Here is a 15852-nt window from a genome sequence, read left to right as displayed (position 1 = left end):
GTAGTAGCAAAGAGGCATGAGTATAAACCGCCAGGGCGGCGCACTGATGACCATCATCCCACGCACAGGTTCAGCGCTGCCCGGGTTGCGCCTGCCACCAACTGCAGAATTCATCCAGCGCCGTCCACACATCGGTGCCGGGCCGGTAGTCCAGATACTGGCGCGCGCGGTTGATATCAAGGGTGAAATCCGTGCTCATCACCTGCACTGCGGTACGGCTCAGGGTCGGCTGCGGGCGCCCGGGCCAGAGCAGACAGGCGCCTTCGTTGAGGGCCGCCAGGCTGTAGGCCAGGCCGGGTGAGCGATAGCGGGTCACCTGGGGCAGCTGCATGCGGCGCATCACATAGTTGACCACATCCCACAGCGGCAGTGGCTGGCCGTTGCTGATGTTGTAGGCCTGACCCAAGGCCTGGTCCTCGACGAACAGTGCGCTGAGCAGTGCCTCGTTGAGGTTATGCACACTGGTGAAATCGACCTTGTTCAGGCCGTTGCCGATGATCGCCACGCGCCCCTTGGCCTGCATGCGCATCAACCGCGGGAAGATGCTCGCGTCGCCGGCACCGGTAACGAAGCGCGGGCGCAGCGCCAGCACCTCCAGGCCGAACTCCTGGGCGCCGAACACCTTCTGCTCGGCCAGGTGTTTGGTCAGCGCGTAATGGTCATGGAAGCGGCGTGGGACCTGGTCTTCGCGGATGTCCAGGTGCGAGCGGCCGGTGAAGTAGATCGACGGCGACGACAGGTGTACCAGGCGCCGCACATGCTCCTTGATGCAGCCTTCGACCACGTTCTCGGTGAGCACCACGTTGCCTTGGTGGAAGTCCTGATAGCGACCCCAGGTCCCCACGGCACCGGCGCAGTGCACCACCGCATCCATGCCCTGACACAGGCGCCGGGCCAGTTCGGCGTCGCCCAGGTCGCCGGGGATGAACTGCGCCCCACGCTTGACCAGATGCTCCACACCCTCTGCCCGCCGGCCATTGACCCGCACATCCAGGCCCTGCTCCAGGGCAAAACGCGCAAAGCGCCCGCCGATGAAGCCGCTCGCGCCGGTGACCAGAATTCGCATGTAAGACTCCGCCTTGCTCTATTTCGGATGCAGCTGACGCTTGAAGTGCCTACAAGGGCACCAGCCAGTCCCGCGCCGAATGGCGCAGGTGGTCGGTCAACTGGGCGAGCAACTGCCCGCCGTTGCGCCAATGATGCCAGTACAGCGGCACATCGATGGGGGTATCGGCACAGATTTCCACCAACTCGCCACGTGCCAGCTGCTTGGCCACCTGCCGCTCCGGCACCAGCCCCCAGCCGAGGCCGGCCTCGGTCATGCGCATGAAACCTTCGGACGAGGGGCACAGGTGATGCAGGAAGCCCTCCTGTACACCCAACGACGCCAGGTAGCGATGCTGCAGGAAATCGTCCGGCCCGAACACGATTGCCGGGGCTCGGGCCAGGCGCTCGACCGCGAACCCGTTAGGAAAGTAACGCGCCATGAACGCGGGGCTGGCCAGCGCCCGATAACGCATCGAGCCCAACGGCAAGCTGCGCGCTCCGGCCACCGGCCGTTCGCTGCCACACAGGCAGGCCGCGACTTCACCAGCGCGCATGCGCTTCAGGCCGACGTCCTGGTCCTCGACCACCAAATCGAGCAGCACCTGCTGCTCGGCACAGAACGGCCCCACCGCACCGGCCCACCAGGTTGCCAGACTGTCGGCGTTGAGGGCGATGCGCAGGCGCTCGGGCATGCCTTCCTCGTCCAGTGCCGGCACCTGGCGTTGCAAGTCGCGCTCGAGCAGGCGCACCTGCTGCACATGGTTGAGCAACTGGCGCCCGACTTCCGTCGGGCTCGGTGGCGTGGCGCGCACCAGTACCGGCTGGCCAACCCGTGCCTCGAGCAGCTTGATGCGCTGGGAGATAGCCGATTGCGACAACCCCAGCACCTGGGCCGCGCGCTCGAAACCACCTTGCTCGATCACCGCGGCGAGGGCAGCGAGCAGTTTGTAATCGAACATCGATTTCTCTAATGACTGATCAGCTCTATTTGTTTTTCTTATAGCGCCTCAGCCGCCACAATAGCCACATCTTTCTTGGCAACCCGCGCCGATCCTGCATCGGCGCCAGTGGAGTGTTCCCGCTATGTGGCAAAGCTATCTCAACGGCATGCTGGTGGCCTTCGGCCTGATCATGGCCATCGGCGCGCAGAACGCCTTCGTCCTGGCACAAAGTCTGCGCCGTGAACACCACCTGCCAGTGGCGGCACTGTGCATCGTCTGCGATGCGCTGCTGGTCGCCGCCGGGGTATTCGGCCTGGCCACGGTGCTGGCGCACAACCCGACACTACTGGCCGTGGCCCGCTGGGGCGGTGCGCTGTTCCTGATCTGGTACGGCGCCAAGGCCCTGCGCAGCGCCTGCTCGAAACAGAGCCTGCAGCATCAGGAAGGCCAGGGCATGCGGTCGCGCCGCGCGGTGCTGCTCAGCGCCCTGGCGGTGACCCTGCTCAATCCGCACGTCTACCTCGATACCGTGTTGCTGATCGGTTCCCTCGGCGCCCAGCAGACCGTGCCCGGCGCCTACGTGGCCGGCGCCGCCAGTGCCTCGCTGGTGTGGTTCTCGACCCTGGCGATCGGCGCCGCCTGGCTGGCGCCTTGGCTGGCACGTCCGGCGACCTGGCGCATGCTGGACCTGATGGTGGCGGTGATGATGTTCGCGGTGGCGGCGCAGTTGATCTTCAACTGACGCCGCGAAAAAACCGGGTATGCCACGCTGGGCCTCGACAGTCACGCAGCCCACCTGTCGGCCCCAGCCAACCGCTCTGGAACCTCTATTCCCTATAGATGTTGCGTGGTTAAGCGCCGAGGCCGGTGCTATGATCCAGCCCTTGCGTCGCAAAGAGTACAAACTCGCCGACGCTCACCGGGCCGCCCGTGATCGGCCTTGCGCATACCGCGAACAGACCTGAATCAGGAGATCCACCATGGCTTTTGAATTGCCGCCGCTGCCATACGCCCACGATGCCCTGCAGCCGCACATCTCCAAGGAAACCCTGGAGTATCACCACGACAAGCACCACAACACCTATGTCGTGAACCTGAACAACCTGGTCCCAGGCACCGAATTCGAAGGCAAGACCCTGGAAGAGATCGTCAAGAGCTCTTCGGGCGGCATCTTCAACAACGCCGCTCAGATCTGGAACCACTCCTTCTACTGGGAATGCCTGTCGCCAAACGGCGGCGGCCAGCCGACCGGTGCCCTGGCTGACGCCATCACCGCTGCTTTCGGCTCCTTCGACAAGTTCAAGGAAGAGTTCACCAAGACTTCGGTCGGCACCTTCGGTTCCGGCTGGGGCTGGCTGGTGAAAAAGGCTGACGGTTCCCTGGCCCTGGCCAGCACCATCGGCGCCGGCTGCCCGCTGACCAGCGGCGACACCCCGCTGCTGACCTGCGACGTCTGGGAACACGCCTACTACATCGACTACCGCAACCTGCGTCCGAAGTACGTCGAGGCGTTCTGGAACCTGGTCAACTGGAAGTTCGTTGCCGAGCAGTTCGAAGGCAAGGTCTTCACGGCCTGATTGTTCGCCAAGCCTGCAAAAAGACCCGGCCTCGTGCCGGGTTTTTTGTTGCCTGGCATGACGATAGCGCCAAGCAAGCTCGCTGCCACCAGGGCCAACCTGACAGAATTGCCTGCAACCCATCCGCGCGCTCTTGCTCAGCCCGCATAGCGCGCTAACATCAACCTTCTGGAAAGTTGACGCAGCGCACTCAAGTCGCATGACCGCTCAACCGATATAGAGCCAAGGGCAGATCCGTCGACGGACGTGTTGCCTGCCGGGGCATTCGGTCGATAGTCTGTCGCCATGGTTGATGGCAAAATAATGGCATGCGCATGGATTAAGGAAACCCCATTGAAGCTGGAATTCCGAAACAGCTTATCGGTCAAGTTGCTGCGGGTCGTACTGCTCTCGGCATTGGCTGTCGGCGTCGTACTCAGCTGTGCGCAGATCGTCTATGACGCCTACAAGACCCGCCAGTCGGTGAACAACGACGCCCAGCGCATCCTCGACATGTTCCGCGACCCCTCGACGCAGGCGGTGTACAGCCTCGACCGGGAAATGGGCATGCAGGTGATGGAAGGCCTGTTCCAGGACGGCTCGGTGCGCATGGCCTCCATCGGCCACCCCAACGAAACCATGCTCGCGGAAAAGTCCCGGCCACTGCAGGACATGTCCATGCGCTGGCTGACCGACCTGATCCTCGGCCAGGAGCGCACCTATACCACGCAACTGGTCGGCCGCGGCCCCTACAGTGAATACTACGGCGACCTGAGCATCACCCTCGACACCTCCGCCTATGGCGAGGGTTTCCTGGTCAACGCGGTGATCATCTTCATCTCCGGCGTGCTGCGCGCCCTGGCCATGGGCCTGGTGCTGTACCTGGTGTACCACTGGCTGCTGACCAAGCCGCTGTCGAAGATCATCGAGCACCTGACGCAAATCAACCCCGACCGCCCCAGCCAGCACCAGATCCCCTTGCTCAAGGGGCACGAGCGCAACGAACTGGGCATCTGGGTCAACACCGCCAACCAGTTGCTGGCCTCCATCGAACGCAACACCCACCTGCGCCACGAGGCCGAGAACAGCCTGCAGCGCATGGCCCAGTACGACTTCCTCACCGGCCTGCCCAACCGCCAGCAACTGCAACAGCAACTGGACAAGATCCTCGTCGACGGTGGCCGCCTGCAACGCCGTGTCGCCGTGCTGTGCGTGGGCCTCGACGACTTCAAGGGCATCAACGAGCAGTTCAGCTACCAGGTCGGCGACCAACTGCTGCTGGCCCTGGCCGACCGCCTGCGCGCCCACAGCGGCCGCCTCGGCGCCTTGGCCCGATTGGGCGGCGACCAGTTCGCCCTGGTCCAGGCCAATATCGAGCAACCCTACGAAGCCGCCGAGCTGGCCCAGAGCATCCTTGACGACCTCGAGGCACCCTTCGACCTCGACCACCAGCAGATCCGCCTGCGCGCCACCATCGGCATCACCCTGTTCCCCGAGGACGGCGACAGCACCGAGAAGCTGCTGCAAAAGGCCGAGCAGACCATGACCCTGGCCAAGGCCCGCTCGCGCAACCGCTACCAGTTCTACATCGCCAGCGTCGACAGCGAGATGCGCCGCCGCCGCGAACTGGAAAAAGACCTGCGCGAAGCCCTGCCGCGCAACCAGCTGTACCTGGTGTACCAGCCGCAGATCAGCTACCGCGACCACCGCGTGGTCGGCGTCGAAGCCTTGCTGCGCTGGCAGCACCCTGAGCTGGGCATGGTCCCACCCGACCAGTTCATCCCCCTGGCCGAGCAGAACGGCAGCATCATCAGCATCGGCGAGTGGGTGCTCGACCAGGCCTGCCGGCAGTTGCGCGAATGGCACGACCAGGGCTTCAGCGAACTGCGCATGGCGGTCAACCTGTCCACCGTGCAACTGCACCACAATGAGCTGCCGCGGGTAGTCAACAATCTGCTGCAGGCCTACCGCCTGCCACCGCGCAGCCTGGAGCTGGAAGTCACCGAGACCGGCCTGATGGAAGACATCAGCACCGCCGCCCAGCACTTGCTGAGCCTGCGCCGCTCCGGGGCCTTGATCGCCATCGACGACTTCGGCACCGGTTACTCCTCGCTCAGCTACCTGAAGTCGCTGCCGCTGGACAAGATCAAGATCGACAAGAGCTTCGTCCAGGACCTGCTCGACGACGATGACGACGCCACCATCGTTCGCGCCATCATCCAGCTGGGCAAGAGCCTGGGCATGCAGGTGATCGCCGAAGGCGTGGAAACCGCCGAACAGGAGACCTACATCATCGCCCAGGGCTGCCATGAGGGTCAGGGCTACCACTACAGCAAACCGTTGTCCGCGCGCGAACTGACCAACTTCCTCAAGCAGGCGCAACGCAACCAGGTTTCCGCGCTGTAACCCCACGCCAACCTGGCCAAGCAGCGCAAACGGGCGTTTGCATGAAATGCGCGCCCGCCCCTTTACAGCAAATGCAAATCTTTCGCATGATGTTGCGGTTTCGCGTGCCACGGCGCACGGTCCACCCATGGTCCAACCACACGACGCAGGAAACCAACAATGATTCGAATGCCTCTGGCCTCCGCCAGTCTGCTCGCCATCGCCATCGCCCTCGCCGGTTGCGGCGAAGGCAAGGACGACAAGGCCGCCGCACCGCAAGCCCAGGCACCTGCCGCTGCCACCACCACCGCGGCACCAGGGGCTGTCGATGAAGCCGCCGCCAAGGCCGTGGTCAAGCACTACGCCGAGATGGTCCATGCCGTGTACAGCGACTCGCTGAGCACCGCCAAGCAGTTGCAGACCGCCGTCGACGCCTTCCTCGCCAAGCCCGATGACCAGACGCTCAAAGCCGCCCGGGACGCCTGGGTCGCCTCGCGCGTACCGTACCTGCAGAGCGAAGTCTTCCGCTTCGGCAACACCATCATCGACGACTGGGAAGGCCAGGTGAACGCCTGGCCCCTGGACGAAGGCCTGATCGACTACGTCGACAAGAGCTATGAGCACGCCCTGGGCAACCCGGCGGCCAACGCCAACATCATCGCCAACACCGAGATCCAGGTCGGCGAAGACAAGATCGACGTCAAGGACATCACCCCCGAGAAGCTGGCCAGCCTGAACGAGCTGGGCGGTTCAGAAGCCAACGTCGCCACCGGCTACCACGCCATCGAATTCCTGCTCTGGGGCCAGGACCTCAACGGCACCGGCCCAGGCGCGGGCAACCGCCCGGCCTCCGACTACCTCGAAGGCAAAGGTGCCACCGGCGGGCACAACGACCGTCGTCGTGCCTACCTGAAGGCGGCCACCGACCTGCTGGTCAAGGACCTCGAGGAAATGGTCGGCAACTGGGCGCCGAACGTCGCCGACAACTACCGCGCCAGCCTGGAAAAAGAGCCGGCCAACGATGGCCTGCGCAAGATGCTGTTCGGCATGGGCAGCCTGTCGCTGGGCGAACTGGCGGGCGAGCGCATGAAGGTCTCGCTGGAAGCCAACTCGCCGGAAGACGAACACGACTGCTTCAGCGACAACACCCACTACTCGCACTTCTACGACGCCAAGGGCATCCGCAACGTCTACCTGGGCGAGTACACCCGTGTTGACGGCAGCAAGCTGAGCGGCCCGAGCCTGTCGTCGCTGGTGGCCAAGGCCGACCCGGCCACCGACGCTACCCTCAAGGCCGACCTGGAAGCCACCGAAGCCAAGATCCAGGTGATCGTCGACCACGCTCTCAAGGGCGAGCACTACGACCAACTGATCGCCGCCGACAACGCCGCCGGCAACCAGATCGTGCGTGACGCCATCGCCTCCCTGGTCAAGCAGACCGGCGCGATCGAGCAGGCCGCGGGCAAGCTGGGCATCGACAACCTGAACCCGGACACCGCCGATCACGAATTCTGATCAGCGTTGCGGTTCAGCAGAGGCGGCCTTCGGGCCGCCTTTTTCATTTCCGTGTCATGCGCCTCCGGGAGCGAAATGGGCGGGCGCGGACATTTCCAGGTAAAGCCAATTTCATCTGGCAATTGCAAATTGCTCTTATTCAATCACCCCCGGCCTGATAAGCTTGCACGCCGGTTTTTCGCCCATGCCCAGGATTGTCGATGTCCTTGCTCCGCCTAAGCCCCCTGCTGCTGGCCTTCGCCCTCGCCGCCTGTGACGACGCCCCGCGTTTCACCCAGGCCGAGCCCGGCGAGGCGCTCTCGGGCGGCAAGGCGACGGTGCAGCGCAGCGATCGCAACGCCTACTCGCTGCCCTCGGCCAATCTCACGCCCGAACGACGCCTGGACTTCGCCGTGGGCAACAGCTTCTTCCGCAACCCCTGGGTGATCGCCCCTTCCACCACCACTGCGCGCGATGGCCTCGGCCCGTTGTTCAACACCAACGCCTGCCAGAACTGCCACGTGCGCGACGGTCGCGGCCATCCACCGGAGCCAGACGACAGCAACGCGGTGTCGATGCTGGTGCGCCTGTCGATCCCCGACCAGCCGTACTACGCCCAGGTGATCGAGCGCCTGGGCGTGGTCCCAGAGCCCGTCTACGGTACCCAGTTGCAGGACATGGCCATCCCCGGCGTGGCCCCGGAAGGCAAGGTCCGCGTGACCTACGACAACCACAGCGTCGCCTTCGCGGACGGCCACCAGGTCGAGCTACGCCGCCCGACCCTGCAGATCAGCCAGCTCGGCTACGGTCCGCTGCACCCGGACACCCGCTTTTCCGCCCGGGTCGCCCCGCCGATGATCGGCCTGGGCCTGCTCGAGGCCATTCCCGAAGCCGACCTGCTGGCCAACGAGGACCCGGACGACCACAACCGCGACGGCATCCGTGGCCGCGCCAACCGAGTGTGGGACGATGCCCAGGGCAAGACCGTGGTCGGCCGCTTCGGCTGGAAGGCAGGACAGCCCAACGTCAACCAGCAGAACGTGCACGCCTTCGCCGGCGACATGGGCCTGACCACCACCCTGTTGCCCAAGGACGACTGCACCGCAGCGCAGGTCGACTGCCTGACCGCGCCCAATGGCGATGGCCAGGGCGGCGAAAAGGAGGTCAGTGACAATATCCTGCGCCTGGTCACCTTCTACACCCGCAACCTTGCCGTGCCGGCCCGGCGCAACGTCGATGCGCCGCAGGTACTGGCCGGCAAGAACCTGTTCTACCAGGCCGGTTGCCAGGGCTGCCACACCCCGCAATTCACCACCGCCGCCAATGCGGCCGAGCCGGAACTGGCCAACCAGGTAATCCGCCCCTACAGCGACCTGTTGCTGCACGACATGGGCCCGGGCCTGAGTGACGAGCGCACCGAATTTGCCGCCAACGGCCAGGACTGGCGCACCCCACCGCTGTGGGGCATCGGCCTGAGCGAAACCGTCAGCGGCCACAGCCAGTTCCTGCATGACGGCCGCGCCCGCAACCTGCTCGAGGCCGTGCTCTGGCACGGCGGCGAAGCCCAGGCGGCGCGCGACCATGTACTGACCTTCAATGCCGAGCAGCGCGCCGCGCTGCTGGCGTTCCTGAATTCACTTTAAACGCACAAGGAGCCGGGCATGTTCCGACCCAAACTGTTGTTCACCAGCCTCGCCGCACTCGCCTTGGGCGCCTGCTCGCCACAAGACCCACAGGCAGTGACCTCCGCGGCCATCGCCAAGCAGGTGATCCTGCCGACCTACAGCCGCTGGGTCGAGGCCGACCGGCAACTGGCCGCCAGCGCCCTGGCCTACTGTGAGGGCAAGCAGGACCTCGAGACCGCCCGCGCCGACTTCCTCAGCGCGCAAAAAGCCTGGGCCGAATTGCAGCCATTGCTGGTCGGCCCGCTGGCCGAAGGCAACCGTGCCTGGCAGGTGCAGTTCTGGCCTGACAAGAAGAACCTGGTCGGCCGCCAGGTCGAGCAACTGGTCAACGGCGAGCAGGCAGTCACCGTCGAATCGCTGGGCAAGGCCAGCGTCGTGGTCCGTGGCCTGTCCGCCTACGAATACATCCTGTTCGACAGCAAGCCGGACATCGCCAGCGCCGAACAGAAAGCCCGCTACTGCCCGCTGCTGGTCGCCATCGGCGAACACCAGAAGGCCTTGGCCGAAGAAATCCTCAAAGGCTGGAACAGCACCGACGGCATGCTGTCGCAAATGACCAAGTTCCCCAACCAGCGCTACGCCGACTCCCACGAGGCGATCGCCGACGTACTGCGTGCCCAGGTCACCGCCCTGGACAGCCTGAAGAAAAAGCTCGGCGCGCCGATGGGCCGGCAGAGCAAGGGCATTGCCCAACCGCTGCAAGCCGAGGCCTGGCGCAGCCACTCCTCGATCAAGAGCCTGGAAGCCTCGCTCAAGGCCGCCCAGACCGTCTGGGTCGGGGTCGACAACCAAGGCCTGCGCGGACTGCTGGGCAAGGACCAGGCGGCACTGGCACAGAAGATCGACGACGCCTATGCTGCTGCGCTCAAGCTGCTGGCCGACAACCAGAAGACCCTCGGCGAACTGCTGGCCGATGACGCCGGCAAGCAGACCCTCAACCAGATCTACGATGCCCTCAACGTCGTCCACCGCCTGCACGAAGGTGAGCTGGCCAAGGCGCTGAACATCCAGCTGGGCTTCAACGCCAACGACGGTGACTGATCATGCTGCGACGCCAGGCCCTGAAACTCGGTAGCGTTCTGCTCAGCGCCCTGACCTTGGGTGGCTGGAGCCTGTTCCGCGGCAAAGGCAGCGAACCCTTGCTGCTTTCGGCCCGCGACGACGGCGACGGCAAGCACTACGCCGTCGGCTTTCGCCTGGACGGCAGCCAGGTGTTCAGCACCGAGGTGGCCCAGCGTTGCCATGCGATCATCAACCACCCGACGCTGCCGATCGCGCTGTTTGTCGCCCGCCGGCCCGGTACCGAGAGCTATCTGGTCGACCTGCGTGACGGGCGCCTGCTGCAGACCCTCGCCTCCCAGCCCAGCCGGCACTTCTACGGCCACGCGGTGATCCACAAGGGTGGCGAGTGGCTGTATGCGACCGAGAACGACACCAGCGACCCGGGCCGTGGCGTACTGGGAGTCTACCGCTTCGAGGGCGAGCGCCTGGTGCACAGCGGCGAACTCTCCACCCACGGCATCGGGCCCCACGAAGTGGCCTGGCTGCCCGACGGCGAGACCCTGGTGGTGGCCAATGGCGGCATCCGCACCGAGGCCGAGAGCCGGGTGGAGATGAACCTCGACGCCATGGAGCCGAGCCTGGTGCTGATGCAGCGTGACGGCACGCTGCTGAGCAAGGAGACCCTGGCCCAGCAGATGAACAGCGTGCGTCACCTGGCAGTTGGCGATGATGGCACTATCGCCGCCTGCCAGCAGTTCATGGGCGGCTCGGAAGAAACCGCCGAACTGCTGGCGATCAAGCGCCCGGGCGAGCCGTTCCAGGCCTTTCCGGTGCCGGAGCGCCAGCTGCAATCGATGGCCCAGTACACCGCCAGCGTCGCCATCCACAGCGACCTGCGCCTGGTGGCGCTGACCGCGCCGCGGGCCAACCGCCTGTTCATCTGGGACCTGGACAGCGGCGCAGTCAAACTTGATGCGCCGATGCCCGATTGCGCCGGGGTCGGAGCGGTGAAGGACGGTTTCGTCGTCACCTCCGGGCAAGGCCGCTGCCGCTTCTATGATTGCCGCCAGGCGCAGTTGATCGGGCAACCGATGGACCTGCCTTCAGGCTTCTGGGATAACCATCTGCACCTGGTCTGATCGTTCTATTGCCTGCACCGGCCCCATCGTCGGCAAGCCGGCTCCCACACCAGCAACACCCTCCTGTGGGAGCCAGCTTGCCGGCGATGAGGCCACAACAGGCAATCTATCTCCTCCCCTTTTCCAGAAAACCGACAATACTTGCCCCATCGCACGTGGGCCGGATCGCCCGTGGTCGTGCCCGACGAACAACAAAATCCACCTCCAGGGAACCGGACCATGTTGCGCCGCCGCATGCTGATCATGTTGGCCGTCGTCCTGCTGATCGTGTTGATCCTGGGGGGCATCAAGGCCTTTTCCATCTACCGGCAAGTGCAGATGTTCTCGCAGCCCAGGCCCCCGGTCAGCGTTGCCGCGGCCCAGGCCGAGCTACGCCAGTGGCAGGAGCGCCTGCCAGCGGTCGGTAGCCTCAAGGCCTACCAGGGTGTTGAGTTGGGCCTGGAAGTGGCCGGCACGGTGAAGTCGCTGCATTTCGAGTCCGGGCAGCAGGTCAAGGCTGGTCAGTTGCTGCTGCAGCTGGACAGCGACCAGGAAACCGCCCTGCTCGGCACAGCCCAGGCTGACCTGGGGTTGGCCAAGGTCGACTTCGGCCGTGGCAGCCAGCTGGTCGGCGACTCGGCGATCTCCCGTGGCGAGTACGACCGCCTGACCAGCCAGTACCGGCGCAACCAGGCCGTGGTCGACCAGCTCAAGGCATCGCTGGCGAAAAAGAGCATCAGCGCCCCGTTCAGCGGCACCATCGGCATCCGCCAGGTGGACGTCGGCGCCTACCTGCCCAGCGGTACGGTGATCGCCACCCTGCAGGATCTGTCCAGCCTCTACGTCGATTTCAATGTGCCCGAGCAGGCCCTACCGCACCTGAGCCTCGGCCAGCGGGTGCTGGCCCAGGTGGCCGCCTACCCTGACCAGACCTTCCCCGCCAGCCTCAGCGCGATCAACCCCAAGGTCGAGGAAAGCACGCGCAACCTGCTGGTCCGCGCCACCCTGGCCAACCCCGAGGGCAAGCTGCTGCCGGGCATGTTCGCCAGCCTGCAACTGTTGCTGCCCAACCCGCAACCGCAGGTCGTGGTGCCGGAAAACGCCATCACCTACACCCTCTATGGCAACTCGGTGTATCGCATCAGCCCGAAAAAGGGCGAGGACGGCCAGCCGCTGCGCGATGCCAACGATCAGCCGCAACTGATCGCCGAACAACTCACCGTGCAGACCGGCGAACGTCGCGAGGGTTGGGTCGTGGTGCTCAAGGGCCTGCAGGCCGGCGACCAGGTCGTCACCGCCGGCCAGCTCAAGCTGAGCCCGGGCGCGGCGATCCGCATCAGCGCCGATTCAGCCCTGAAGCCCGCCGCGCCCGGCGCGCAGTGAACGGGAGGCGCCTATGGCATTCACCGACCCGTTCATCCGCCGCCCGGTGCTGGCCTGCGTGGTCAGCCTGCTGATCCTGCTGCTGGGCCTGCAGGCCTGGAGCAAGCTGCAGATCCGCCAGTACCCGCAGATGGAAAACGCCCTGATCACGGTAACCACCGCCTACCCCGGGGCCAACGCCGAGACCATCCAGGGCTACATCACCCAGCCGCTGCAGCAGAGCCTGGCCAGCGCCGACGGCATCGACTACATGACCTCGGTGAGCCGGCAGAACTTCTCGATCATTTCGGTCTACGCGCGGATCGGCGCCGACACCGACCGCCTGTTCACCCAGTTGCTGGCCAAGGCCAACGAGGTGCGCAACAAGCTGCCCCAGGACTCCGAGGATCCGGTACTGAGCAAGGAGGCCGCCGACGCCTCGGCACTGATGTACATCAGCTTCTACAGCAAGGAAATGAGCAACCCGCAGATCACCGACTACCTGTCACGGGTCATCCAGCCCAAGCTGGCCACACTGCCGGGCATGGCCGAGGCCGAGATCCTCGGCAACCAGGTGTTCGCCATGCGTATCTGGATCGACCCGGTGAAGCTGGCCGGCTTCGGCCTATCGGCGGTGGACGTGACCAACGCCGTGCGCCGCTACAATTTCCTCTCCGCGGCAGGCGAAGTGAAGGGCGAATATGTGGTCACCAGCATCAATGCCACCACCGAGCTCAAGTCTGCCGAGGCCTTCGCCGCCCTGCCGGTGAAGACCAGCGGTGACAGCCGGGTGCTGCTGGGTGACGTGGCCCGGGTAGAAATGGGCGCGGAAAACTACGACACGGTCAGTTCGTTCGACGGCACGCCCTCGGTGTACATCGGTATCAAGGCCACGCCGGCGGCCAACCCGCTGGAGGTGATCAAGGAAGTGCGGCGGATCATGCCGCAGCTCGAAGAAGAACTGCCCTCCAGTCTGAAGGTGTCCATTGCCTACGACGCCACCCTGTTTATCCAGGCCTCCATCGACGAAGTGATCAAGACCCTCGGCGAAGCGGTGCTGATCGTCATCGTCGTGGTGTTTTTGTTCCTCGGCGCACTGCGGTCGGTGGTGATCCCGGTGGTGACCATCCCGCTGTCGATGATCGGCGTGCTGTTCTTCATGCAGATGATGGGCTATTCGCTGAATCTGCTGACCCTGCTGGCGATGGTACTGGCCATCGGCCTGGTGGTGGATGACGCCATCGTCGTGGTGGAAAACATCCACCGCCATATCGAAGAAGGCAAGACGCCCTTCGAAGCGGCCCTGGAGGGTGCCCGCGAGATCGCCCTGCCGGTCGTGTCGATGACCATCACCTTGGCTGCTGTGTACGCCCCCATCGGCTTTCTTACCGGGCTGACCGGCGCCCTGTTCAAGGAGTTCGCCCTGACCTTGGCCGGTGCCGTGGTCATCTCCGGGGTCGTCGCCCTCACTCTCTCCCCCATGATGTGCGCCGTGCTGCTGCGCCACGAACAGAACCCCAGCGGTCTCGCCCACCGCCTGGACCTGATCTTCGAATCGCTCAAGGTGCGCTACCAGCGCCTGCTGCACGGCACGCTGAACAGCCGCCCGGTGGTGCTGGTATTCGCCGTGCTGATCTTGTGCCTGATCCCGGTGCTGCTGATGTTCACCCGCAACGAGCTGGCCCCGGAGGAAGACCAGGGGGTGATCTTCATGATGAGCAGTTCACCGCAGACCGCGAACCTGGACTACCTCAATGCCTACACCGACCAGTTCACGCCGATCTTCAAGGGCTTCCCCGAGTACTACTCGTCATTCCAGATCAATGGTTTCAACGGCGTGCAGAGCGGTATCGGCGGCTTCCTGCTCAAACCCTGGAACGAACGCGAGCGCACGCAGATGCAGCTGCTGCCACTGGTGCAGGCCGAGCTCGAACAGATCGGCGGCCTGCAGATCTTCGGCTTCAACCTGCCATCGCTGCCCGGCACTGGCGAGGGCCTGCCGTTCCAGCTGGTGATCAACACCGCCGGTGACTACCCGGCGCTGCTGGAGGTGGCGCAACGGGTCAAGGAGCGCGCCCAGGCCTCGGGCAAATTCGCCTTCCTCGACATCGACCTGGCCTTCGACAAACCCGAGGTGGTGATCGACATCGACCGCGCCAAGGCGGCGCAGATGGGCGTGTCGATGGACACCCTGGGCAGCACCCTGGCGACCTTGCTGGGTGAGGCCGAGATTAACCGCTTCACGCTGGAGGGCCGCAGCTACAAGGTCATCGCCCAGGTCGAACGGCCCTACCGCGCCAACCCCGGTTGGCTGAACAACTATTACGTGAAGAACGAGCAAGGCCAACTGTTGCCATTATCGACCTTGATCACCCTGAGCGACCGGGCCCGACCGCGACAGCTCAACCAGTTCCAGCAGCTGAACTCGGCGATCATCCAGGGCGTTCCGCTGGTGAGCATGGGTGAAGCACTGGAAACCGTGCGCGCCATTGCCCGCGAAGAGGCGCCGGAAGGCTTTTCGCTGGACTATGCCGGGACAGCGCGGCAGTTCGTCCAGGAGGGTAGCGCGTTGTGGGTGACCTTCGGCCTGGCGCTGGCGATCATCTTCCTGGTGCTGGCGGCGCAGTTCGAGAGTTTCCGCGATCCGCTGGTGATTCTGGTGACCGTGCCGTTGTCCATCTGCGGGGCGCTCTTGCCGCTGTTCCTTGGGGTCTCGAGCATGAACATCTATACCCAGGTGGGGTTGGTGACACTGATCGGGCTGATTACCAAGCATGGGATTCTCATTGTCGAGTTTGCCAATCAGCTACGGGACGAGCGGGGGCTTGGGGTACGTGAGGCGATCGAAGAAGCCGCTGCGATTCGCCTGCGGCCGGTGCTGATGACCACGGCGGCCATGGTGTTTGGCATGGTGCCCTTGATTTTGGCAACCGGGGCCGGGGCGGTCAGCCGGTTTGATATCGGGATGGTGATTGCTACCGGGATGTCGGTGGGGACTTTGTTTACGTTGTTTGTTTTACCGTGCATTTATAGTGTTTTGGCGCATAAAGGTGTCGCTGGGGCTTGAGGGTGATTGTTTTTGGTTTTGTGTGCGTATTCGTAGACGATATCGACATTTAGTCACCTTTCCGCCCTTACGGCGGCCGACTTTTGTCTTGGCAAAAGTCGGCAAAACCGTTCGGCTCCGTTCATACGGCCCCTACGCTTCGCTCCGGGGTTCCCTCGCTCCGTTCTTGCTCCCGTGGGTACCGCGCTGTACGCC

The 15852-nt window shown here is 64.5% G+C and carries 11 protein-coding genes; 9 read left to right on the top strand and 2 right to left on the bottom strand.

Annotation, left to right across the window (positions count from 1 at the left end):
- Positions 1-70 precede the first annotated feature (70 nt).
- Together ACODS9_RS06885 and ACODS9_RS06880 are read right to left on the bottom strand one after the other, a co-directional pair.
- The gene (locus ACODS9_RS06885; protein ID WP_489093568.1) at positions 71-1066 is read right to left on the bottom strand and encodes an NAD-dependent epimerase/dehydratase family protein; all 996 of its coding nucleotides are present in this window, start codon (positions 1064-1066) and stop codon (positions 71-73) included.
- 49 nt (positions 1067-1115) lie between these two features.
- Positions 1116-2006 carry a LysR family transcriptional regulator ArgP gene (locus tag ACODS9_RS06880; protein WP_489093567.1) on the bottom strand — a complete coding sequence of 297 codons (891 nt, stop codon included), beginning with the start codon at positions 2004-2006 and terminating at the stop codon, positions 1116-1118.
- Positions 2007-2130: 124 nt separating this feature from the next.
- On the opposite strand from ACODS9_RS06880, the gene ACODS9_RS06875 reads away from it, so the two are divergent.
- From ACODS9_RS06875 to ACODS9_RS06835, 9 genes are all read left to right on the top strand, one after another.
- A complete protein-coding gene (locus ACODS9_RS06875) occupies positions 2131-2730 on the top strand; it encodes a LysE/ArgO family amino acid transporter (protein WP_038705505.1) in 600 nt (199 codons plus the stop codon).
- Positions 2731-2968: 238 nt separating this feature from the next.
- Positions 2969-3565 carry a superoxide dismutase gene (locus ACODS9_RS06870; protein WP_046856954.1) on the top strand — a complete coding sequence of 199 codons (597 nt, stop codon included), beginning with the start codon at positions 2969-2971 and terminating at the stop codon, positions 3563-3565.
- A gap of 333 nt (positions 3566-3898) precedes the next feature.
- Positions 3899-5950, top strand: a complete 2052-nt coding sequence (locus tag ACODS9_RS06865) for a putative bifunctional diguanylate cyclase/phosphodiesterase (protein ID WP_046856955.1) — start codon at positions 3899-3901, stop codon at positions 5948-5950.
- 159 nt (positions 5951-6109) lie between these two features.
- The gene (locus ACODS9_RS06860; protein ID WP_046856956.1) at positions 6110-7444 is read left to right on the top strand and encodes an imelysin family protein; all 1335 of its coding nucleotides are present in this window, start codon (positions 6110-6112) and stop codon (positions 7442-7444) included.
- Between the two features lie 194 nt (positions 7445-7638).
- Positions 7639-9066, top strand: a complete 1428-nt coding sequence (locus ACODS9_RS06855) for a di-heme oxidoreductase family protein (RefSeq protein ID WP_401104657.1) — start codon at positions 7639-7641, stop codon at positions 9064-9066.
- Between the two features lie 18 nt (positions 9067-9084).
- Complete coding sequence (locus ACODS9_RS06850) at positions 9085-10149, top strand: imelysin family protein (protein WP_046856958.1); 1065 nt, start codon at positions 9085-9087, stop codon at positions 10147-10149.
- A gap of 2 nt (positions 10150-10151) precedes the next feature.
- Entirely contained in the window at positions 10152-11249 is a 1098-nt protein-coding gene (locus ACODS9_RS06845; RefSeq protein WP_489093566.1) for a DUF1513 domain-containing protein, read from the top strand.
- A 219-nt stretch (positions 11250-11468) separates the two neighbouring features.
- Complete coding sequence (locus tag ACODS9_RS06840; protein ID WP_489093565.1) at positions 11469-12611, top strand: efflux RND transporter periplasmic adaptor subunit; 1143 nt, start codon at positions 11469-11471, stop codon at positions 12609-12611.
- 13 nt (positions 12612-12624) lie between these two features.
- The gene (locus tag ACODS9_RS06835) at positions 12625-15657 is read left to right on the top strand and encodes a multidrug efflux RND transporter permease subunit (protein ID WP_489093564.1); all 3033 of its coding nucleotides are present in this window, start codon (positions 12625-12627) and stop codon (positions 15655-15657) included.
- The last annotated feature ends 195 nt before the right edge of the window (positions 15658-15852 follow it).

Source organism: Pseudomonas sp. FG36, from assembly GCF_057809275.1.
Note: the sequence above shows the minus strand (reverse complement) of the source record. Positions and strands in the feature narration are given on the sequence as shown.

Coding starts and splice junctions, on each gene's coding strand:
- ACODS9_RS06835 (WP_489093564.1), top strand. CDS start 12,625: ATGGCATTCACCGACCCGTTCATCCGCCGCCCGGTGCTGGCCTGCGTG.
- ACODS9_RS06880 (WP_489093567.1), bottom strand. CDS start 2,006: ATGTTCGATTACAAACTGCTCGCTGCCCTCGCCGCGGTGATCGAGCAA.
- ACODS9_RS06840 (WP_489093565.1), top strand. CDS start 11,469: ATGTTGCGCCGCCGCATGCTGATCATGTTGGCCGTCGTCCTGCTGATC.
- ACODS9_RS06845 (WP_489093566.1), top strand. CDS start 10,152: ATGCTGCGACGCCAGGCCCTGAAACTCGGTAGCGTTCTGCTCAGCGCC.
- ACODS9_RS06870 (WP_046856954.1), top strand. CDS start 2,969: ATGGCTTTTGAATTGCCGCCGCTGCCATACGCCCACGATGCCCTGCAG.
- ACODS9_RS06885 (WP_489093568.1), bottom strand. CDS start 1,066: ATGCGAATTCTGGTCACCGGCGCGAGCGGCTTCATCGGCGGGCGCTTT.
- ACODS9_RS06850 (WP_046856958.1), top strand. CDS start 9,085: ATGTTCCGACCCAAACTGTTGTTCACCAGCCTCGCCGCACTCGCCTTG.
- ACODS9_RS06875 (WP_038705505.1), top strand. CDS start 2,131: ATGTGGCAAAGCTATCTCAACGGCATGCTGGTGGCCTTCGGCCTGATC.
- ACODS9_RS06860 (WP_046856956.1), top strand. CDS start 6,110: ATGATTCGAATGCCTCTGGCCTCCGCCAGTCTGCTCGCCATCGCCATC.